19 protein-coding genes and 1 pseudogene are annotated in these 20,323 nt (G+C 30.4%); 9 read left to right on the forward strand and 11 right to left on the reverse strand.

What is annotated here, in order from left to right; genetic code table 11:
• Positions 1–46: 46 nt before the first annotated feature.
• The 3 genes from A8C32_RS04570 to msrA all read left to right on the forward strand — a co-directional run bounded on the left by A8C32_RS04570 (position 47) and on the right by msrA (position 2,712).
• Positions 47–1,141, forward strand: a complete 1,095-nt coding sequence (locus A8C32_RS04570; protein WP_069829270.1) for a Nif3-like dinuclear metal center hexameric protein — start codon at positions 47–49, stop codon at positions 1,139–1,141.
• 3 nt (positions 1,142–1,144) lie between these two features.
• Positions 1,145–1,924 (forward strand): zinc ribbon domain-containing protein, encoded by a 780-nt coding sequence (locus A8C32_RS04575; protein WP_069829271.1) that lies wholly within the window; start codon positions 1,145–1,147, stop codon positions 1,922–1,924.
• Between the two features lie 128 nt (positions 1,925–2,052).
• Positions 2,053–2,712: a peptide-methionine (S)-S-oxide reductase MsrA gene (gene msrA / locus A8C32_RS04580; protein WP_069829272.1), complete on the forward strand. Its 660-nt coding sequence runs from the start codon at positions 2,053–2,055 to the stop codon at positions 2,710–2,712.
• 437 nt (positions 2,713–3,149) lie between these two features.
• On the opposite strand, the gene A8C32_RS04585 is transcribed toward msrA, so the two are convergent.
• From A8C32_RS04585 to A8C32_RS04595, 3 genes are all read right to left on the reverse strand, one after another.
• Positions 3,150–3,539 (reverse strand): nuclear transport factor 2 family protein, encoded by a 390-nt coding sequence (locus A8C32_RS04585; protein ID WP_069829369.1) that lies wholly within the window; start codon positions 3,537–3,539, stop codon positions 3,150–3,152.
• 68 nt (positions 3,540–3,607) lie between these two features.
• Positions 3,608–4,498: an MBL fold metallo-hydrolase gene (locus A8C32_RS04590; RefSeq protein WP_069829273.1), complete on the reverse strand. Its 891-nt coding sequence runs from the start codon at positions 4,496–4,498 to the stop codon at positions 3,608–3,610.
• 87 nt (positions 4,499–4,585) lie between these two features.
• The gene (locus A8C32_RS04595) at positions 4,586–5,164 is read right to left on the reverse strand and encodes a Crp/Fnr family transcriptional regulator (protein ID WP_069829274.1); all 579 of its coding nucleotides are present in this window, start codon (positions 5,162–5,164) and stop codon (positions 4,586–4,588) included.
• A 628-nt stretch (positions 5,165–5,792) separates the two neighbouring features.
• Here A8C32_RS04595 and A8C32_RS04600 point away from each other — a divergent pair.
• The 3 genes from A8C32_RS04600 to A8C32_RS04610 all read left to right on the forward strand — a co-directional run bounded on the left by A8C32_RS04600 (position 5,793) and on the right by A8C32_RS04610 (position 9,026).
• Positions 5,793–7,010 (forward strand): hypothetical protein, encoded by a 1,218-nt coding sequence (locus A8C32_RS04600; RefSeq protein ID WP_069829275.1) that lies wholly within the window; start codon positions 5,793–5,795, stop codon positions 7,008–7,010.
• Positions 7,011–7,116: 106 nt separating this feature from the next.
• Positions 7,117–7,578 carry a DUF4890 domain-containing protein gene (locus A8C32_RS04605; RefSeq protein WP_069829276.1) on the forward strand — a complete coding sequence of 154 codons (462 nt, stop codon included), beginning with the start codon at positions 7,117–7,119 and terminating at the stop codon, positions 7,576–7,578.
• Between the two features lie 626 nt (positions 7,579–8,204).
• Positions 8,205–9,026, forward strand: a complete 822-nt coding sequence (locus tag A8C32_RS04610; protein WP_083253251.1) for an alpha/beta hydrolase — start codon at positions 8,205–8,207, stop codon at positions 9,024–9,026.
• A gap of 11 nt (positions 9,027–9,037) precedes the next feature.
• Here the strand turns inward: A8C32_RS04610 and hemL are convergent, their stop codons facing one another.
• From hemL to A8C32_RS04630, 4 genes are read right to left on the reverse strand one after another with little or no spacing between them, the layout of a single operon-like run.
• Positions 9,038–10,327 (reverse strand): glutamate-1-semialdehyde 2,1-aminomutase, encoded by a 1,290-nt coding sequence (hemL, locus tag A8C32_RS04615; RefSeq protein ID WP_069829277.1) that lies wholly within the window; start codon positions 10,325–10,327, stop codon positions 9,038–9,040.
• A gap of 9 nt (positions 10,328–10,336) precedes the next feature.
• Entirely contained in the window at positions 10,337–11,155 is an 819-nt protein-coding gene (locus A8C32_RS04620; RefSeq protein WP_069829278.1) for a glucosaminidase domain-containing protein, read from the reverse strand.
• Between the two features lie 2 nt (positions 11,156–11,157).
• Positions 11,158–12,069, reverse strand: a complete 912-nt coding sequence (locus A8C32_RS04625) for a 1-aminocyclopropane-1-carboxylate deaminase/D-cysteine desulfhydrase (RefSeq protein WP_069829279.1) — start codon at positions 12,067–12,069, stop codon at positions 11,158–11,160.
• On the reverse strand, positions 12,059–12,397 hold the full coding sequence (locus tag A8C32_RS04630; RefSeq protein WP_069829280.1) for a hypothetical protein: 339 nt from the start codon (positions 12,395–12,397) through the stop codon (positions 12,059–12,061). Before A8C32_RS04630 ends, A8C32_RS04625 begins: the two co-directional genes overlap by 11 nt.
• Positions 12,398–12,505: 108 nt before the next feature.
• Here A8C32_RS04630 and A8C32_RS20525 point away from each other — a divergent pair, with 108 nt between their 5' ends.
• A complete protein-coding gene (locus A8C32_RS20525) occupies positions 12,506–12,670 on the forward strand; it encodes a C1orf53 family protein (RefSeq protein WP_165605790.1) in 165 nt (54 codons plus the stop codon).
• A 141-nt stretch (positions 12,671–12,811) separates the two neighbouring features.
• Complete coding sequence (locus A8C32_RS04635) at positions 12,812–13,369, forward strand: DUF4136 domain-containing protein (RefSeq protein WP_069829281.1); 558 nt, start codon at positions 12,812–12,814, stop codon at positions 13,367–13,369.
• A gap of 207 nt (positions 13,370–13,576) precedes the next feature.
• On the opposite strand, the pseudogene A8C32_RS04640 reads toward A8C32_RS04635, so the two are convergent.
• A pseudogene (locus A8C32_RS04640) lies at positions 13,577–15,041 on the reverse strand (IS1182 family transposase).
• 256 nt (positions 15,042–15,297) lie between these two features.
• Between A8C32_RS04640 and A8C32_RS04645 the strand changes: the two are divergent.
• Entirely contained in the window at positions 15,298–17,988 is a 2,691-nt protein-coding gene (locus A8C32_RS04645; protein WP_069829282.1) for a S8 family serine peptidase, read from the forward strand.
• Positions 17,989–18,167: 179 nt separating this feature from the next.
• On the opposite strand, the gene A8C32_RS21020 is transcribed toward A8C32_RS04645, so the two are convergent.
• The 3 genes from A8C32_RS21020 to A8C32_RS04655 form a co-directional block, all read right to left on the reverse strand.
• Positions 18,168–18,362: a transposase gene (locus A8C32_RS21020; protein WP_069829283.1), complete on the reverse strand. Its 195-nt coding sequence runs from the start codon at positions 18,360–18,362 to the stop codon at positions 18,168–18,170.
• A gap of 308 nt (positions 18,363–18,670) precedes the next feature.
• Positions 18,671–18,820 carry a hypothetical protein gene (locus A8C32_RS21025; RefSeq protein ID WP_240491689.1) on the reverse strand — a complete coding sequence of 50 codons (150 nt, stop codon included), beginning with the start codon at positions 18,818–18,820 and terminating at the stop codon, positions 18,671–18,673.
• 351 nt (positions 18,821–19,171) lie between these two features.
• Complete coding sequence (locus A8C32_RS04655) at positions 19,172–20,275, reverse strand: bestrophin family protein (RefSeq protein ID WP_069829284.1); 1,104 nt, start codon at positions 20,273–20,275, stop codon at positions 19,172–19,174.
• Positions 20,276–20,323: the final 48 nt, after the last annotated feature.

Below are 20,323 nucleotides of genomic sequence, written 5' to 3' on the forward strand. Positions count from 1 at the left end.
TAAAAATGAAAAAATATATGTACGTTTGAGGTAAACATAATAAAACATGGTCATACAAGACGTTATTAATCATATAGAAGAACTTGCCCCTTTAGCTTATGCCGAAGATTTTGATAATGTTGGCTTATTAGTTGGTAATAAGAATAATCCAATTACAGGAGTTTTAGTTACTTTGGATACCTTAGAAACTGTTATAGATGAAGCTATTCAAGAAAAGTGTAATCTTATAGTTAGCTTTCACCCTATAATTTTTAAAGGCCTAAAAAAGCTTACTGGAAAAAACTATGTAGAACGCGTTGTAATAAAAGCTATTAAACATGATATAGCTATTTACAGCATGCATACTGCTCTAGATAACTCCCTACAAGGCGTAAATAATATGATCTGTAATAAATTAGAGTTAATAAATAAACAGATATTAATTCCTCAAGCAAAAACAATAAAAAAACTAACAACTTATGTACCCAAAAATGAAGCAGAACAATTACGAACAGCTTTATTTAAAATTGGGGCTGGTAGCCTAGGGAATTATAACGATTGTAGTTTTAATGTAGAAGGCTATGGCACATTTAATGGGAATGAATCATCTTCACCAACCAAAGGTAAAAAAGGTGCAACACATATTGAAGAGGAAACTAAAATAACAGTTACCTATGCAAAGCATATAGAATCGCAAATAATTCAAACACTTTTCAAAACACATTCTTATGAAGAAGTAGCTTACGAAATAACGACATTAGAAAACAAAAATCAAAGTATAGGTATGGGTATGGTTGGGGATTTTAAAGAATCTATGGATGAATCTAGTTTTTTATCTTATTTAAAAACCAAAATGAATACAGAAAGCATAAGGCATTCTTCTTTTTTAAATAAAAACATAAAAAGAGTTGCTGTACTGGGAGGTTCTGGTAGTTTTGCCATTGCTGCTGCCAAAGCTAGTGGTGCAGATGCTTTTATAACTGCAGATTTAAAATATCATGATTTTTTCACAGCCGAAAAAAATATTCTTTTAGCCGATATTGGACATTATGAAAGTGAGCAATTCACAAAAAATCTTTTAGTAGCATATCTTACAAAAAAAATCACTAATTTTGCAATCATTTTATCAAAGACAAATACCAATCCTGTTAAGTATTTTTAAAATATGGCTAAAAAGAAAGAAGTAACTGTTGAAGAGCGCTTAAGAGCTCTATACGATTTACAACTCATCGATTCTCGTATAGATGAAATAAGAAATGTTCGTGGAGAACTTCCTTTAGAAGTTCGTGATTTAGAAGACGAAGTTGCTGGATTAAGCATAAGATTAGAAAAGCTTGTTGCAAGCTTAGCAGTAGTAGATAATGATATTGCTGGGAAGAAAAATCTAATTCAAGAATCGAACAATTTAATTGTTAAATATAGTGAACAACAAAAAAATGTTAGAAATAACAGAGAATTTAATTCACTAACTAAAGAAATTGAGTTTCAAGAATTAGAAATCCAATTAGCAGAGAAGCATATTAAGGAATTTAAGGCGCAAATAGAGCAGAAAAAAGCAGTTATTTCTGAAACTAAAGGTCGTTTAAAAGAGCGTGAAAATCACCTGAAACACAAAAAAGGTGAGTTAAATGACATTTTAGCTGAAACAGAAAAAGAAGAACAAGCTTTAATTGAAAAATCTGAGACTTATAAAACTCAAATTGAAGAACGCTTAGTTGCTGCTTATAACAGAATTCGTAAAAACGTAAAAAATGGTTTAGCTGTTGTACCAATTGAAAGAGGTGCTTCTGGAGGATCTTTTTTCACTATCCCTCCACAAGTACAGGTAGAAATTGCTTCTCGTAAAAAAGTAATTACAGATGAGCATAGTGGTAGAATTTTAGTTGACGCTGTTTTAGCTGAAGAACAAAAAGCAAAAATGGAAAAATTGTTTTCTAAATTATAAATCCATTTATAATACATATTTTAAAGCCTTCATATTAATGAAGGCTTTTTTTATTTTAAAAATTTCCATACCTTCTTATTAAGGTTTTTAATTTTAATTCGTCTATAAATAAGAAGAAAAAAACTCTCATGAAAAAAATTATTCCACTTATACTAGTTGCATTATTTTATAATTGCAAAAACCAAGCTCAAACAAAAGAAGAAAAAGAAACCATTATTAACGCAAAACCAGTTGAAGTTCCCCTTGAAAATGGAAAAGCTAAGGCGTACTTCGCTAGCGGTTGTTTTTGGTGCGTAGAAGCTATTTATGAAAGTGTAAAAGGTGTAAAAGAATCTATTTCTGGATACTCTGGCGGTCATACAAAAAAACCAACTTATGCTGCAAGTAATACTGGAAAAACTGGACATGCAGAAGCTGTAGAAATTATTTACGATCCTAAAATTGTTAGTTTTAATACTTTAGTTGATGTCTATTTTGCTTCGCAAAATGTAACACAAGTAAATGGACAAGGTAACGATAGAGGTTCTCAATATCGTTCAATAATATTTTACCAAAATGACGAACAAAAACAAATCATTTTAAAGAAAAAGGAAACTTTAAGCAAAAAATTAAACACAAAAATTGCTGCAGAAGTCTATCCGTTTCAAAAGTTTTGGATAGCTGAAGATTATCACCAAAACTATGAAAGACTTCACCCAAATAATAGCTATATAAGAAATGTATCTATACCGAGACTAAATAGGTTTAAAGCTAAGTTTCCAAAGGAATTACTTAAAGAGATACATTAATTAATAACTTCTTATAAAATAATTTTACATGAAGTTTTTAACCAAAAAGCCTACTGAATAATAGAGGTTTTGTATAACAAAATTGATAATATATGTGCTCTTTCTTTATATCTGCATAAATTGGTAATTAGGAAAAAATATTTTTCTCTGTTATTTATAAGGTTTAAAACAAGCCAATAAGTGCATGCAGTTTCAGTTCTAGCTTATACTATACTTAAAAATTTATAAAAAACAGCCCTAAAAAGTGTAGCAAGAGTTCTAAATGCCATTCAAAGTAGTATAAATCTCCAAAATGAGACCTCCTGTAATTGTAATTGGTTTTAAAAAGCCTATAATAAATATCTAAAAAACAAAACACTTTAAGATCAGGTAAATATGATTTTGGTGGTTTTTTTAGAGGGTTGTGCAACGATTACCGGTGTTAAGGCGTAGTGGCTTTAATGTATTGCTTCGTCAACCAATTTACTATCCACAAACTGCTCAAAACTAATAATCTTACCATTGTTTAGTTTCCATATATGGGCAACCCGTGCTTCAAAATACTTGTTTGTCCTTTTATAGGTGCCTGAATAAGTTCCATAAGCAACAACTTTATCTTCATTTGAAATATAGTCTTCAGGCAAAAACTTATAATCAATCCACTCGCTACCTAAGCGCTTAAAAACATTTTCGGTAATACTATCTAAACCAATATAAGTTCCTGCATAAGGAAAACCTTTGGCTTCAGTCCAACTAATATTTTCAGCAACATGTTTGGCTAAGTTTTTACCGTTTTCTTCTGAAGTTTTACCTTCATAGGTACTTTTTATTATTTCTAAATTTGTCATTGCTTCTTGTTTAAATGAACAACTTGACACTACTAAAAGCAATGTCAAGTTGATAATTATTATAGGTCTTACCATTTTATTTCTCCTGTGTTCACTTTTGCTCCTAGTACTAAAGCTGTTTCAAAAGTTAAACTTGGATATTTTGATTTTATTGTTGCTATTAACGCTTCAGAAGTTGTGCTGCTTTTTAAAGCTTCTTCATAAAATTGAATATAGTTCTTCGTATGGTTTACAGCACCTATAGTGAAATCTGAATTTGTATTTGCGTGTGCAGGAATTACTATTTCTGGTTCTAAATCACTGATGATATTTAAAATTGATATCCAGTTATTACGAGACTCTGTTGTTTGTGCATCAGCCATCCATAAATTAAATGTTGTGCCAAAAACATTAATTCCGCCTAAAGCTGTTTTAATTGATGGAATCCATACGAAGGTTCTTTTTGGGAAATCATCTAATCCAATGATTTCTAATTTTTCGCCTTCTAAATTAATAGAATTTCCTTTTAGAACTTGAGGCAATATAGCATTGGACGTAATTTTATCGCCTAATCTTTCGCCCCAGACTTCCAATTTTTTTTGAGCTGTTGTTTTAATATGTTCTACTGTTCCAGGCGATGCATAAGCCGTAACCTCTGGAAAATATTTTTTGAAAACTTCTAATCCGAAATAAAAATCAGGGTCACCGTGAGAAACATAAATAGTAGTTAAGGTTTTCCCTGAGTTTTTAATTTCTTGAGCAACCTTTTCGGCTTCTGCCAATGTAAATTGTGCATCAATCAATACTGCTTCATTTTTACCTGAAATGATTACAGATGCCACACCAAAACTATTTTCTGATGCGTTATAAACTTGTAGTTTAAATTTGTTTGTTTCTATTGTTTTGAAACTTTGTTCTTGTGCGTTCATTTTGAATAAAATTAAAATTGCGAATAATGTTTTTGAAATAATTGATTTCATTTTGTCTTGTTTTTAATAATGATACAAAGATACAATGGATATCAGTCACAAAATATTGAACAAGTTCAATAACTGAATTCTCAACTATCATTTACTAGCGATTTTTCGTCTTATTTTACTCAAAAATTCGTGGCTTATACCCAAATAAGCGGCAATCTGCACGTTAGTTAATCGTTGAAAGAGGTTGGGATATTTTTCAATAAAGTCTAAATAACGTTGGTCGGCAGTTTTACTCAAATTATCTATTATTCTTCGCTGCAAGGCAATATGTGTTTTTTGAGTCATGACTCTAAACAGTTCTTCTATTTTAGGAATGTTATTATAAGCAAACTCTTTATCTCTTTTTGATATTAATAATACTTCACTATCCTCTAATGCTTGAATATAAAGTTGTGATGGTTTATCGTTAGTGAAACTGTCTATATCTGTAACCCACCAATTTTCTTTAGCAAAATAGAGTACTTGTTCAAAGCCATTACTATCTATATGATATACTCTAAAAAGTCCTTTGATAACAAAGCCCTCAAACTTGCAAAGTTTACCTTCTCGTAGAAGAAAGTGTTTTTTTAAAACCTCCTTTTGGTTAAATAAATTACAGAAATTTTCTAGCTCTTTGTTAGAAAGCGTAATATGGTTTAAAATATTTCGTATCAGTAACTCTGTCATATTTGAGAGGTTTCTACATTACGCCCAACAGGCTATCCCAAGAAAAGTAGGGCAATTGTATGCTATACTTTTCGGATTTAGCTAAAACCAAATTTTTAAATTTTGTAAATTATCTTTTCTAATTTTAATTATACCAAATTTAAAATTTGACGACTTAGCAAAATACACACAGACCTTTCGATTAAGCACTTTTTGCTCTATTTTTTTTATATGTTGTACCTGTTGCATAACTTCTTTCGAAATATAACGAAATTTCGTATATTAATATATGTAAGGAAGTAAAATATATCAAGAAAAAGTATTCAACAGTTTTCAGTTGAGCAATCGAGTTCCAAAAGATAATTTTTATCGAAGATTATCTAAGGTTTTAGGTTTAGAATTTCTACGTAAAAAAACGAAAGTTTTAAACTGCTATTCAAAGTAGTATAAATTTCCAAATGAGACCTCATATACTTAATTTTAATAACTCTTAATTATAGGTGAAATTATAAAATCAAGTAAATATCAGTTTTAGTGAGTTTGTTTAGAGTGTTGTGTAACGGTTAATATAGTTAGCATATCTGCTTTTGTAACTAAAGATTATTTAAAATTGAATCTTTATTATTTAAACTTTATTTATTTTTATTTGATGTTAAAAAAAATACTTTTAATTGTAATAAACATTTGCAGCTATATCTTAATTGCTCAACAAAAAGATAGTTTATCTATTAAAAATGGTATTGATAACCCTAATCTTTTAGCAACACATCATTTTGGTATTTTTAGTTCTAGAATTAATAGTAACTTTAAATTTTTTCCTTCAAAAAAAACGACATTATCTTTAAGTTCTATAAGTGGAAATAATTTCCACCCTTTTGTAGAAGGGTACTTTCCTAAAGACCCTCAAATAAGAAAAGAATTAAGTGAACAAGCTTGGAATACCCGAAAATTTCATTTTATTAATCAAGAAACCACTCCTGCAGATTACTTAAATATTGTTATTGATGCCGTTATTAAAGATTTTAGAATAGGTATAAATATACCAATAGCAAAGGAACATGAATTGAGTATTAACCTAAGATCTTATCTAATTACTAAAGGAAAATTTCCTTTCTCTACTTTTACCAGCGATGAACTTATTGAATGGTTTCATAGTAATATTAATGGTGGTGAAGACCCATTTGGAAGACGTTACTATGGGCTGAACCAAGTTCATTTTAAATATGTTGATAGAAATGGAAATACACTTAAATTAGACCAAAATGACTTTTTTATAGGTGGCATTGAATTAAATCATTTTTACTATCCTAGACTTTTAATAAATAAAACCAAAAACATATTTATTAATCTTGGTAGTCATCTAGGTATAAATACCTCTAAATTTAATTCATCCATAGATTTTGGCATTTCTTCAAACATCATAAAAAAAATCTCTTTAAAAAATAATTACGAATTCAACCTTGCCCTTGGAGCAAATCTATTACGCAAAAACCTCATCAATTTCAAGAAGGTTATCGATTTAGGAACTAATCCTTATTTAGGAACTATTGAAAGCCATGTTGAAATAACAAAATACACAAAAAAGGGCAACTATAATTCTTTTGGTATTAATTATCAAATCCAATCGCGTTACAACAAAATAGAAGAGCAAGATTATTATAAATTAGAAGGCAAATGGCGAGAAATAAATAGTGGATGGCATAACGGTATTGCTACTCTATACGATACATTATGTAATTGGAACCTAACATATTCTTACGGCAGACCAAACTATATAGTATCAATATATATGAAAGAAGATTTTAAAATTAATAACGCTCCAGATTTCCAAACAGGTATAAGTTTAAAAATACTTGTATTTAAATAACACACTAAACCTCAATTATAAAAACTCGTTAATTTTTAAATACTTATTAAACCTTTCTTGATTTACAAGGTCTTATTTGTAGATTAACCTTAAAAGACATAATAAAATGAAGAAATTAATAATAGTTGCCATAGCATTTATAGGTATACAAGTAACAGCTCAAGGAATAAAAAACCATAGACCAAATAATCATCAAAAAATGATGAATCTTTCTGCTGAAGAAGCTGCTAAACTTAAAACAAAAAAGATGACTTTATTTTTAGATTTAAATGAATCTCAACAAGCAGAAATTCATAAAATAAATTTAGAAAATGCTAATGCACGTAAAGCACGCATGAAAGCTATAAAAGAAAAAAAGGAAAGCAATAACACGCAAAAACTTACTAAAGAACAACGTCTTAAAATGACAAATGCTAAACTGGATCGTAAAATTGCCATGAAAGCAAAAATGAAAACCATTTTAAACGCTGAACAATATACCAAATGGGAAAAAGCTCAAATAAAAAAAATTTCTAAAGGGAAAAAGAAAAAACAAGGCATGAAAAAAAACATGCACCAAAAAAAATAGTTTTGTTAATTAAGTTTAGTTTAGATGTTAATAAAAAGCGCATTTCTTAATTTTAGATATGCGCTTTGTTTTTTCTTAACTTTTAAATTGATATCATGTCTAATTTAACACCTTATTTACTTTACAATCCTTATTATTTTAGAATTTACACCATAATTTACTCGTAAAAAATAAATGTCCTTGCTTAAATATAAGTGTTAGTACCGATTTCTACTATATCATGATTTTGAATCTACTTAACTAGGTTCTCCTTTTTAAATAATATAAAAGGAAAAACGCAACCATAGAATAAAACAGAAACATTTCCAATTTAATAACTTTATCTTACATCATTTCTACCATAATACAAATACTATATTCACTTATTAAAATAGGTTACTTGCTTATAAGTATAAGCATATTATAAAAAATATTATTCTCTTTAAAAGAATCTCTAGATTAAATATTATAAATTTATATATTCAGAACTCATCTTAACTTTTTCTATTTCTTAAAAAATGTCCAAAATTCACCCATATTTCAGTTATTTTCTCATGTTTAGCGACACTATGCCTTTTAAAAACGAAAAGTCTAAATGAGTTCTCAGTAAGCCTATAAATTTTACTCAAAAACTAAAAATATTTTCCTTGAAAATCAATCTTATCAAAATTCGAAAGCGTATAATTTACTTTTTTAAAATTCTCTGTTTTCTATACTTCTTTACTTTAATTTTTTTTTACATCAAACAAGAGAAGTTTTTCTTTAACCCTAAACAGTTAAATAAAAACTATGTTTTTAAGTTTCAAGAAAAATTTGAAGAACTTAAAATAAATGTTGACAAGAACACTAACTTAAGCGCATTACTTTTTAAAGCTCAACAGTCTAAAGGTGTTATACTATATTTACATGGAAATGCAGGAGCTATAAATGATTGGGGAAAAAGAGCTAATCTATTTCTTGATAATAATTATGATGTTTTATTTGTAGATTATAGAGGGTATGGAAAAAGTGATGGCTCTTACTCTAACAGCGATCAATTATTTAATGACATGCAAAAAGTATATAATTACGTAAAAACCAGATACACAGAAAACCAAATTACTGTACTCGGGTTCTCTCTAGGGTCTGGATTAGCTGCATATATAGCAGCTAATAACCAACCCAAAAAACTTATTTTAAATGCTCCTTATTACTCATGGAAAACGCTTATTGCTGATGAGATAGCTCCACCAATTCCTAAATTCTTAATACGATATGATATAGCTACTTATAAGTTTTTAAATACCGTATCCTGTCCAATACACATTTTCCATGGAACTAAAGACTTTTTAATAAATCCCGAAACGAATTCTATTAAATTACAAAAATTATATCCAAATAAAATTGAATTAACTTTTATTGATGATGCTTCTCATAATAGTATACATATAGCAAAACAATATTATGATAGTTTAAAAAAATTACTTTAACTTTTTTACTCTTAGTTTAATGTTTTTGCCACAGTATTTACGGCCAAAATTGTAAAATCTAAATCTTCATAAGATAAAGCATCTGTTATAAACCAAGTTTCAAAAGCACTTGGTGCAATATAAACACCTTCGTTAAGCAGACCATGAAAAAATTTCTTAAAACTCTCATTATTACCTTTTGCGGCAGTTTCAAAATCTACAACATTTCCTTCATCAAAATGAACCGAAATCATAGACCCTACTCTATTTATGGTATGAACAACATTATTTTCTTTTAAAACTCTAGCTATTCCTTCATGTAAATATGCTGTTTTTTCAGCTAAACGCTTAAAAATATCAGGATCCGTATTCAATTCAGTCAACATAGCTAAACCAGCAGCCATAGCTAACGGGTTTCCACTTAAAGTACCTGCTTGATACACTGGTCCCAATGGAGCCAAATGATTCATTATTTCATTTCGTGCCGCAAAAGCTCCAACTGGTAAACCTCCGCCAATTACTTTTCCAAAACAAACAATGTCTGCATTAATATTAAAAAGTGCTTGAGCGCCTCCTTTTGCTAAACGAAACCCCGTCATAACCTCATCAAATACTAACAAAATATTATTAGTATCACACAAATCTCTTAACCCTTGTAAAAAACCTTCTTTAGGAGGAATACATCCCATATTACCAGCAACTGGTTCTATAATAATACAAGCTATTTCATTTTTATTTGCTTCTATTAATTCGCTAACATTTTCAAGATCATTATAACGTGCCAATAAAGTATCTTTAGCTGTACCTTGAGTAACACCAGGACTATTAGGCGTACCAAATGTACTCGCTCCACTACCTGCTTGTATTAAAAACGAATCGCTATGTCCATGATAGCACCCTGCAAATTTGATTATTTTATCTTTCCCTGTAAAACCACGAGCCAAACGCACAGCACTCATACAAGCCTCTGTTCCTGAATTTACAAAACGTATTTTATCAATGTTTGGCACCATTGATACTGCTAATTGGGCTATTTGAGTTTCAATTTCTGTTGGCATTCCAAAAGATGTTCCCTTCTTCGCTTTTTCAACAACTGCATTTACAACAGGTTCAAAAGCATGCCCTAAAATCATAGGCCCCCAAGAATTTATATAATCAATTAAACGATTATCATCTTCATCATATAAATATGCGCCTTTTGCTCCCTTTACAAATATTGGAGTTCCTCCAACACCTTTAAAAGCTCTAACTGGTGAATTAACGCCTCCAGGAATAACCTTTTCCGATTCAGCAAATAATGCACTACTTCTTTTATAATTCATTAAACTATTTTATTTTAAACTTAATTCTAGTTTTTGCCCTATTTTAATATCTGTTCCCTTAATATCATTTATTTTTTGAAGGTCTTCAACACGCATATTATACATCTTAGATATAGAATACAAAGTATCTCCTTTAGTAACAACATGAACTTCTCCTTTAGAAACTTCTTTTACAACTGCCTCTTTAACTTTAGGTTTTATTCTATTACCTTTTTTTGTGCCATCAAGCTTATATAATTGGTAACGTTCTATTAAAGTAATTAACTTTGCAGGGTATTTTCTATCTGTAGCATAACCAGCAGCTCTTAATTCTATAGCCCAACCTTTATAATCACTTTTTTTAAGTTTGAATAATTTCGCATAACGTTTTCTTTCTTTTAAAAATAAAGAGTGATCTCTAAACGAATATTTTGCATCCTTATATTTTCTAAAACATTCTTGTTTTGCATCATCGTCATGATACACTCTTGCTCCTGTCCAATCATGGCATTTAATTCCAAAATGATTATTAGCATTTCTAGACAAAGCTCCTTTTCCTGAGCCAGATTCTAATATACCTTGAGCCAAAGTAATACTTGCTGGTATACCATATAGGTTCATTTCTTGTTGCGCTATATCTTTATAAGTGTCTATATAACGCTCTGTACTATTCGCATAAATTTTATTAGAAGCTGAAGTTTCTTTAACATTTACTTTAGGCTGCTCTTGTTTTTTTATGACTACTTTTTTAGTCGTTCTATTAGGTCGCTTTGTAACTACCACTTTTTTAGAACGACAGCTAAAAAACAAACACCCAAAACATAATACTAATAATACTAATCTTTTCATTACTAATTAATTATTTGTAAATTTTTCTTTTTTAAAATTGTATTCATCCCTTCAATTCCTTGTAAACCTCCAGTGTGAATTGCTAAAATTTTTGAACCCTTTTTAAAAAAACCTTTATCAATTAAATCCATGATTCCAAACATCATTTTTCCAGTATAAACAGGATCTAAAGGTATATTATAGTCTGCTTTAAATTGATTAACAAACGTCACTAAATCTTCATTTATTTTAGCGTAACCGCCAAAATGATAATTAGTTATTAAATTCCAATTAGCTTTAGTTGCAAATTTACTAATATCTTCTTTTAAAAAGTCTCCTTTTAAAGCTGGAAAACCTAAAATTTGTTGATTCGGTTTCGATGCATTTATAAGACCAGAAATAGTACCTCCAGTCCCTACTGCACAACACACAAAATCGAACATATTATCTTTATCTACCAATATTTCTTCACAACCTTTAACAGCTAAACTATTTGTGCCTCCTTCTGGAATAAGGTAAAAGTCACCAAACTCTTCTTTTAAACTATCTAAAAAAGAATCTGATGTTTTATATCTATAAACCTCTCTGGAAATAAACTTGAATTGCATCCCATTTTTTTTTGCAAAACTAAGCGTTTCATTATCCGAGATTTTAGCTTCCAACTCCTCTCCTCTAATAATTCCAATTGTTTTAAAACCTAAATTTTCACCTGCAGAAGCTACCGCAGCAATATGATTAGAAAACGCGCCTCCAAAAGTTAATAACGTTTTAAAATCTTCTTTTTTAGCTTGCTGAAGATTATATTTAAGCTTTCTGTATTTATTTCCAGAAACAAAAGGATGGATTTCATCTTCACGCTTTAAAAATAAAGTAACTCCTCTTTCTTCTGGTAAAATTATTTGCTGATTAATACTGCTCTCTATCTTAAATACCATGACGACGAAGATACTTTAAAAAACTCCAAAATGGTCTCTGCTTTAAATAATTCAAATGTACTTCATGAGCATAAGCCTCTCTTTCAAAAGAAATATTTCTATAAGCTAAATCCCATTTTTTATATTGAAAAAACCTTATTAGAAACTCTAAACCATAAATCAAATAAAAAGGCAGTACCAACATTTCTAACTGCTGTCTTAAATGAATTCTTTCATGATTTATTAAAATACAATTCTTTTTAAAGTATTCACTTTTCAATAAAATAAAAGGAAAAATGGTTATTCCATTATAATCCTTAGGCACTAAATATTTCGAAACAAAAATCATGTTTTATAACATATAAAAATCAATCCAATATTACTTTTCTTGGGTTTATAGAAATTTTGAGAATAAACATCAAAAAATTATTCTTCCAATTTACATTATATTTGTGATATGAAGAAGATTATTCCTGTTGAAGAAGGTGATTATTACCTAACGCCAGAAGGATACCGATGTTTTACAGAACAATACCATTTAAAACGTGGATATTGTTGTGAAAGTGGATGTAGACATTGCCCCTACGGTTATAATAAAAAAACAAACACAAGAAACCAATAGAGCAAAAGCTTTATACTTGGTACGATTGTTGATACTAGATATTTTAAAGAAAAACTTATATAATCTCTTAGTATTAAATGCTTTGATTGACAACCTCTATTAAGTTTCAATCAAAACTTTTTAACCAATAAAAAAAGCATTATGAAAAATTTATTAAAAACATTACCGCTTTTAGCATTATTAATAGTGGTAACTTCTTGCTCTTCTGTTCGCGTTGCTGCAGATTATGATAAAAATGCAACATTTACCGAATATAAAACCTTTGCCTTTTTTAAAACAGGCATTGATAAAGCTGAAATTAGCGATTTAGACAAACGTAGAATCCTTCGTGCTATTGAAACAGAACTACTAGCGAAAGGCTTTACAAAATCTGAAAAACCAGATTTATTAATTAGCCTTTTCACTAAATCTCAACAACGTGTAGATGTCTATAACAACTCATGGGGTTATGGCACCTGGGGTTGGGGTGGCTGGGGTGGCTTTGGTCCTGGTTGGGGCTGGGGTTGGAACCAACCTAGTGTATCTACTAGTACACAAGGCACTTTATATATAGATCTTATTGATGCCAATAAAAAAGAACTTGTATGGCAAGGTATGGGAACTGGCTACTTAAGCCGTAGTATGGAGAAAAAAGAAGAACGTATCAAAGAATTTGTTTCTAAAATTATAGAAAAATACCCTCCTGGAACTCAACAATAAAAAAAAAGCAACTTGAAAAGAGGAGTCTACTGAAAAAGTAAGTCTCTTTTCAAAAAGAGAGTTTCATATAAGAGATTTCACGAGCTAATTTTGTGAAATCTCTTTTTGGTTTATAGGTTCTCAAAGTTGTTTGGACTCTCTTAAAAAGGCTTATTTTAGTTTAAATGGTATTATAATCAAAACGGTATTGTTTTGTCTCATTTTGGACTAGTTTAAATTTAAAATTCTTTTCAAATTCACAGTAAATATGGTTAAAGCACTTTGCATTTGCATATTTACTATACCATAAGCTATAGCTCTTCCATAACCATGAACGTTTTTTAATTCTCCGTTTTTGGCTTCGATTTTATAACGCTGTTTGTATTTCTCTTTAAAACAATCAGAAGTTTCAAACTCCATCTGTTCTTTGTGGATGTCTGACTTTAAAGTAATGGAGTAAGATTTTGATTTAGCCCCTTCTTTATAACAGCCTTCCCTTAAAGGACAGGTCTTACATTTTTCAACATCAAAGTAATAGGTAATAACTTGATTTGTGGCGACATTCTTTTTGCCTTGTTTCGCTTTTCTTATAGCTAAATGACCTGCTGGACAAACAAACATATCTGCATCTTTATTATAATCAAATTAGTCTTCTTCTTTCCTAAACCCTTGGCTGATAGCTGGATCTAATCTAGCTACAATCTTTATATCTTTTTCTTGGGCTAATTCTAAATTCTTTTTGCCAGAATAAGCGGCATCTCCTATAACAGTATCCACATCAATCCCATGTTGTTCACTTTGTGTTATTAATTCTGGTAAAATTGGATCATCTCCTTTTTCTCCTGAAGTAACAACTGCTCCTGTGATAATTCTCTCTTCAGTCATTGCCAAATGAGTTTTGTAACCAAAAAACGGGCTGTCCTGTGATTTGTGGCCAATCTTTGCATCCTTATCTTTTGAAACCTTTTGAAACAACATCTTGAGCCGCGTGTTCAATATCATCAACAGATTCTTTAAGTAAGTTCAATTTTTATTTTATTGCTGGAATTTTGCTAAGTGTAGGAGTGCCATCTAATAAGGTTCCTAATTCCTTGCAGTAAGTTAGTTCTTTTTCTAAATCATTGCCCTGATTCTTGACCGGCATCTTACAGGTCCAATCTTCTTGGTAAGCATAAACTGATTTGCGAAGTTGTTTTGAACGTTCCCGTAAAACGTCTATAGCTAAAATGGGGTTCGATTTTGATAAACTATGGGTAGCATCTACAATAATTGATCTGGATTTTATGATGCCTTGTTCAACAGCAATGCTAACTGTTCTATTGATAAGCATATCCAGCAAATTGGTGTCCTTTAAACGTTGCCTACGAAACTTTGTTAAAGTACTTGGGGCAATAACATCTTCTTCTGGTAACATTTCTAAAAAGTATTTGAAGGACATGTCATAGCGTGAACGCTCCACTACATCTACATCTGAAATGGTATAAATTACTTTTAGCAGAAGATATTTGAATAGTCTTATGGGACTTTCTGCTTTTCTGCCTAGAGTTTGTGAATACTTAGATGCTAGTTCGTCATAGATGAAATTAAAATCTATTAAATCATTGATACGCCTTAACAAATTAGTGTTAGGAACAATTAAATCATATAAAGAACTGTACTTGCTTAACCGAAGAGATTCCTGTTGAACTATCATGAATACAAAATACAAAAAACGGCAAGTATCTAAAATACTTACCGCTTTTATTTAAGTTCGTGACTTTTTCAGTAGCCTCGTGAAAAGAGTTGCTTTTTTTTATCGCTAACTCTCGCTACTAAATCTAAGTAATCATAAGTATACACCAAGACATACCCCCTTAGCACAATATACTTTAACAAAAAATTTACATTCAATACAAAATAATATTTGTAGCTTCACTTTCTAATTTTAAATAAACTAACACTCCACAAAAATGAAACTACAAAAGAGTCTACTCTTAACTAGCCTTTTCCTATGCCTTATTTTTTCAGTATCTGCACAAAAAGCAGAACATTTAAAAGGTGAAATTTTAGTTAAAATGAAGCCCAACATAAATGCTAGAACATGGGCAAAAAATAAACAACAATTTAGAGGAAAAAAAACAAGACTAAGATTTCGTGAAACGGTATCTAAGCCTATGAATATTTACTGCTATACTTTTGATGCAGATAATATAGATGAAAACACTATGTTAGGCTCTATACAAAGTGACCCCATGGTAGAAGTTGCACAATTTAACCATCGTGTCAAACTTCGTTCTACCGTTCCTAACGATACACAATTTACAAATCAATGGCAATATATTAATAATGGTCAAAATGGAGGTACTATTGGTGCAGATATAGATGCAGATTTAGCATGGGATGTCACCACTGGAGGTTCTACTATAGATGGCGATGAAATTGTAGTTTGTATTATAGATGGTGGTTTTCAAATTACGCATCCAGATTTAGCTCCAAACATTTGGTATAATACCGCAGAAATACCTAACAATGGTATTGATGATGACAATAATGGTTTTATTGATGATTATAAAGGATGGAATACAGAAACTAATGATGATGATGTTGAAAATGGAGAAGATCCTGAACATGGTACAGCTGTAGCTGGTATTGTAGGTGCTAAAGGAAATAATGGTATTGGTGTAACTGGTGTTAACTGGGATATTAAACTCATGCTAGTTTCTGGAGGTACAGGTGTAGAAAGTGAAGTATTAAGAGCGTATTCTTATGCTTTGGCTGCTCGAAAAAAGTATAATGAAACCAATGGAGCAGAAGGCGCTTTTGTTGTTGCAACAAGTGCCTCTTGGGGTGTCGATTTTGGTCAAGCTACTAGTGCACCTTTATGGTGTGAATTATATGACACTCTGGGAAGGCAAGGTATTTTAAATGCAGGTGCAACTGTAAATGATGATCTGAATGTTGATATAGTAGGAGATCTACCTACCAATTGTCCTAGCGATTACCTTATAGGTGTAACAAACATAAAACGTAATGACGAAAAAAACGAATATGCTGGTTATGGTACAACAAGTATCGATATAGGTGCTTTTGGAGAAGACACATGGACAACTGCAATGCCAACAAATGAATTCCCCAATAGTTATGCTGCTTTTGGAGGCACATCGGCAGCTACACCTCATGTAGCAGGTACGATTGCATTACTTTATTCTGCACCATGTTCTAATTTTATAAATTTAGCAAAATCCAACCCTGCTATTGCTGCTTTAGAAGTAAAAAAATATATTCTTAATGGAGGGGATGATAATGCCTCTCTAAATGGTATTACTCTTACAGGCAAACGACTAAACGTAAACAACAGTTTACAATTATTAGTAAATCAATGTGATGAATGCGTAGCACCTGCTTATTTAGGTTCTCAAAATGTAATAGACACAGAAGCTGATCTTACTTGGGAATTATTAAACACGCCAACCAGTACAACACTTCGTTGGAGACAAATAGGTACAACGGACTGGATAGAAGTTAACAACCCTACCAATCCATTAAAAATATTTGGTTTAATAGCATGTACAGATTATGAATTTCAAACGAGAAATACTTGCAACTCTGAAACCTCGGAATACTCAGAAAGTTACATTTTCAAGACCGATGGTTGCTGTCTAAATCCTGACAATTTAATACCAGATGTAATAACCGAAAATAACATGTCTATATCTTGGAATAGCATATTAGCCGCTCAAAGCTATAACATTAGATTAAGAGAAAATGGAACTTCTATATGGACAACTAATAACACTTCAAATACTACAACAAATTTTTCAAACTTAATAGCTTGTACAGATTATGAAATACAGATTCAAACTATTTGCTTAGGAGAAACCATAGCTTTTAGTCCTAGTCAAATAATAAGAACAAAAGGTTGTGGTGCTTGTACAGATTTAACATATTGTCCGCCTCCTTTTCTTAATTCTGATGAAGAATGGATAAAATCTGTTACTTTTAACACAATCAATAATGCGTCAACAAAAGAACGTGGTTACGCCGACTATACAGGTAGTATAAGTACAGATGTCATACTTAATCAATCCTATGATATAACAGTCATTCCTGATTTTTCGGTTGCACCGTTCGAAGACTATTTAAAAGTATGGATTGATTATAACGCTGACGGTGATTTTGATGATTCTGGCGAAGAAATATTTAATGAAACTGAGTTTGACGAAACATCTAGTCGCTCTATAACAATTCCACCCACAGCCACTCTAGGGTTAACTAGAATGCGTGTTATGATGAGTTTTAATGAAATTACTGATGCTTGCTCTCCTACCGACAATAAATTTGGAGAAATTGAAGATTATTGTGTTAACATTATAGACCCGACTGCATCTGTAAGTGATTATTATACTTTGTTTTCAGATTTAAATATTTCACCTAATCCATTTAGTGACAAAATTGTTATAGAATTTTCTACAAGAGAATCTATAGAAGTTAATAACATAGAACTGGTAAATTTAACTGGACAAGTTTTACAATCTAAATCATTAAATAGCCTTTCTAACCAAAATGTTGAATTAAAAGTAGACAACCTATCAAATGGAATATACTTCTTAATAATCAAAACAACACAAGGAACTATTTCTCGTAAAATGGTAAAACAATAAACTCTCAATATTCACAAAATAAATTAAATAAAAAAGCCCTTTATAAGTCAATCATGGTCGGAAGAAATTCCGGCCATTTTTTATAAGTCTCAAAATCATCTAATTCTCCATTGCATTTGACAACAATCATGGCAATAACCAAATTTTTAAGTTCCATTTTAAATCTTCTTTTGGCAGTTTTATAGCCTCTTGTTAGCTTTTTTTTTGTAGATTAAGATAGTTACACCAATTAAAGTCATACATAAGGTAACCTCTATTCCATTTTTATTTAACGATACAAGATGACTTACATTTAGTTCTTGTTTAATAAAACGAAAGAATACCTCAATATACCATCTTTTTCTATAGGCTTGAGCAATCTCTTTTGTTGGCAAATCAAAATCATTGGTAATAAACCAGAATTCTTTTGATTGATGATGTATAATTCATTATAGCTTCGTGTAAAACCATATCTTCACTAGAGTACTTTGCATTGGTAAATACTTCAGACTAACAAAGCAACAAACCATCAAAAGTCATACTATATTTAACGGACTTCTTTCCGTTTTTTATGATCAATGCCATTTAGTAATTTAGCAAAAGCTTAACTGAGCATAGAACTATCTACATGAATTAAATGACGTTTTTCCTTGTTCTTGCTAGAATAGGCTTGATTAAATTGTTGGTATACAAACTGGTATATTTAACGAAAGTAATTGGAATCGATTTTCGATAACCTTTCAGAAATAGAACGTCGTCTTATTATGGTTTCAAATTTATCTAAATCAAAAAGTGTTTTAAACAGAAAATTATTATAAGTATCTTCTAAAGTACGTTGGCTTAGTTTTTTCATTCTCTAAAATACCATAAAGCAATAAATAGAATATCTTTTTTCCGTGAAGAACCTTTGTGTCATAATCGACTTTAGTGGTTAATGATAATTCAGATAAAAGCGCTTCTGGAACACCACCAAAAAATTGATTTACTGTAATTTTATGATCTTTTAAATACTAACATAATTATTTGATTATCAATCAATAACACGCAGTAATTAAACAACAAAAACAATACAGATAACTAATAATCAACCGATTAAACCACTACAATAAATACTTTATAAAACAAAAAAGTCGGAAGAAAAAATCTTCCGACCATGACTGACTTTTAAGTCACTTTTTTATTTAAGATATTTAACTATAAAATATTACATTACAATATCGTTCTTCCAAACATAAGGTTCAGGAATATTGGTATCATCAATAAGTTGTCTAATATCTATTTCTATACCTCTACTCATATCTGTAATAGGCACATCATTTGTCCCACCTTCAAAAGGATTCTCTGTATTTTCACCAATAGCTTCCATAGTATGAAACACCCAAGATATTAATGCGCTAAATGGCACAGAGAACCATACAAAATGCTTAGCTATAAACTCTTGCATTTGGTGTGCTAAACTAAAATGCTCTGCATGAGTATCTAAATCCATAAGAATATGATCTCCTATAACCTCAAATCCTTCCATAATTCCAAAAGGAATAAGCAAAATAAAAATCCAAACAAACATATAATTAAGCGTAGCAAATTGCCTTGGATAAGGAAAATTTTTAATACGCTCACTTTTACCTTGAAGCGTATAAAACTCTACTAGCATATTTGCCATTTCCATATGTCTAAAATCTTCAATCAATCCATCTCCCATTAGCTCTTTTAACCTTCTAGATTGGATACCAATAATTTGAGACGCTTGATTCCCCTTAGCAAAAACTTCTTTGAATTCTGTTTCAGAAATATAAGGTCTAATTTCATTTTCAACTGAAATTTCATCTTCACAAACTCTAAACTGAGAAGCCCTAAACTCTTTATTAGATTTCTTTGCCTTTAAGTGCATTTCCCACGGTTTTTCTTTACGCAATTGATAACGTAATGCCGTTAACCATGCTACATGCCTATGCACCAATTCTCGTTTTATGGCTTGTATTTCTTCATCTGTTCTAATTTCTTTTGCATGATCATTAGTTATAAAATCTTTAACCATAATGGTCCAAGATCTTGAAGCATTAACAATACCTCCCCAAATTTTTCTAGCCTCCCATAACCTATCATAAGACGCATTATTTTTAAAACTCACAACAAAAGCAACAGCAGTACCTAACACTCCTAAAGGTAACCAAGGTACATGTAACCACTTCAATCCTAAAACATCAAATAATATAACAGGAATTAAAGATATAATTATAAATAAAAAAATATGCCTTCGGGTCCATTTTAAAACACCTTTAATTGGAAAAATTCGTCTTGTATACATGTATTTTAATTAAAATTATACAGATATAAATATATAGAATTATTTGTC

This window comes from Flavivirga aquatica, assembly GCF_001747085.1.
In the GTDB taxonomy this organism is placed as follows: Bacteria; Bacteroidota; Bacteroidia; order Flavobacteriales; family Flavobacteriaceae; genus Algibacter_C; species Algibacter_C aquatica.

What these genes read in the sequence shown, in the direction of transcription:
- hemL (WP_069829277.1), bottom strand. Translation starts at nt 10,327, where the DNA reads ATGAATTATAAAAGAAGTAGTGCATTATTTGCTGAATCGGAAAAGGTT.
- A8C32_RS04570 (WP_069829270.1), top strand. Translation starts at nt 47, where the DNA reads ATGGTCATACAAGACGTTATTAATCATATAGAAGAACTTGCCCCTTTA.
- A8C32_RS04625 (WP_069829279.1), bottom strand. Translation starts at nt 12,069, where the DNA reads ATGGTATTTAAGATAGAGAGCAGTATTAATCAGCAAATAATTTTACCA.
- A8C32_RS04595 (WP_069829274.1), bottom strand. Translation starts at nt 5,164, where the DNA reads ATGACAGAGTTACTGATACGAAATATTTTAAACCATATTACGCTTTCT.
- A8C32_RS04645 (WP_069829282.1), top strand. Translation starts at nt 15,298, where the DNA reads ATGAAACTACAAAAGAGTCTACTCTTAACTAGCCTTTTCCTATGCCTT.
- A8C32_RS04655 (WP_069829284.1), bottom strand. Translation starts at nt 20,275, where the DNA reads ATGTATACAAGACGAATTTTTCCAATTAAAGGTGTTTTAAAATGGACC.
- A8C32_RS04575 (WP_069829271.1), top strand. Translation starts at nt 1,145, where the DNA reads ATGGCTAAAAAGAAAGAAGTAACTGTTGAAGAGCGCTTAAGAGCTCTA.
- A8C32_RS21025 (WP_240491689.1), bottom strand. Translation starts at nt 18,820, where the DNA reads ATGAAAAAACTAAGCCAACGTACTTTAGAAGATACTTATAATAATTTT.
- msrA (WP_069829272.1), top strand. Translation starts at nt 2,053, where the DNA reads ATGAAAAAAATTATTCCACTTATACTAGTTGCATTATTTTATAATTGC.
- A8C32_RS04585 (WP_069829369.1), bottom strand. Translation starts at nt 3,539, where the DNA reads ATGACAAATTTAGAAATAATAAAAAGTACCTATGAAGGTAAAACTTCA.
- A8C32_RS04605 (WP_069829276.1), top strand. Translation starts at nt 7,117, where the DNA reads ATGAAGAAATTAATAATAGTTGCCATAGCATTTATAGGTATACAAGTA.
- A8C32_RS04635 (WP_069829281.1), top strand. Translation starts at nt 12,812, where the DNA reads ATGAAAAATTTATTAAAAACATTACCGCTTTTAGCATTATTAATAGTG.
- A8C32_RS04620 (WP_069829278.1), bottom strand. Translation starts at nt 11,155, where the DNA reads ATGAAAAGATTAGTATTATTAGTATTATGTTTTGGGTGTTTGTTTTTT.
- A8C32_RS04600 (WP_069829275.1), top strand. Translation starts at nt 5,793, where the DNA reads ATGTTAAAAAAAATACTTTTAATTGTAATAAACATTTGCAGCTATATC.
- A8C32_RS04590 (WP_069829273.1), bottom strand. Translation starts at nt 4,498, where the DNA reads ATGAAATCAATTATTTCAAAAACATTATTCGCAATTTTAATTTTATTC.
- A8C32_RS20525 (WP_165605790.1), top strand. Translation starts at nt 12,506, where the DNA reads ATGAAGAAGATTATTCCTGTTGAAGAAGGTGATTATTACCTAACGCCA.
- A8C32_RS04630 (WP_069829280.1), bottom strand. Translation starts at nt 12,397, where the DNA reads ATGATTTTTGTTTCGAAATATTTAGTGCCTAAGGATTATAATGGAATA.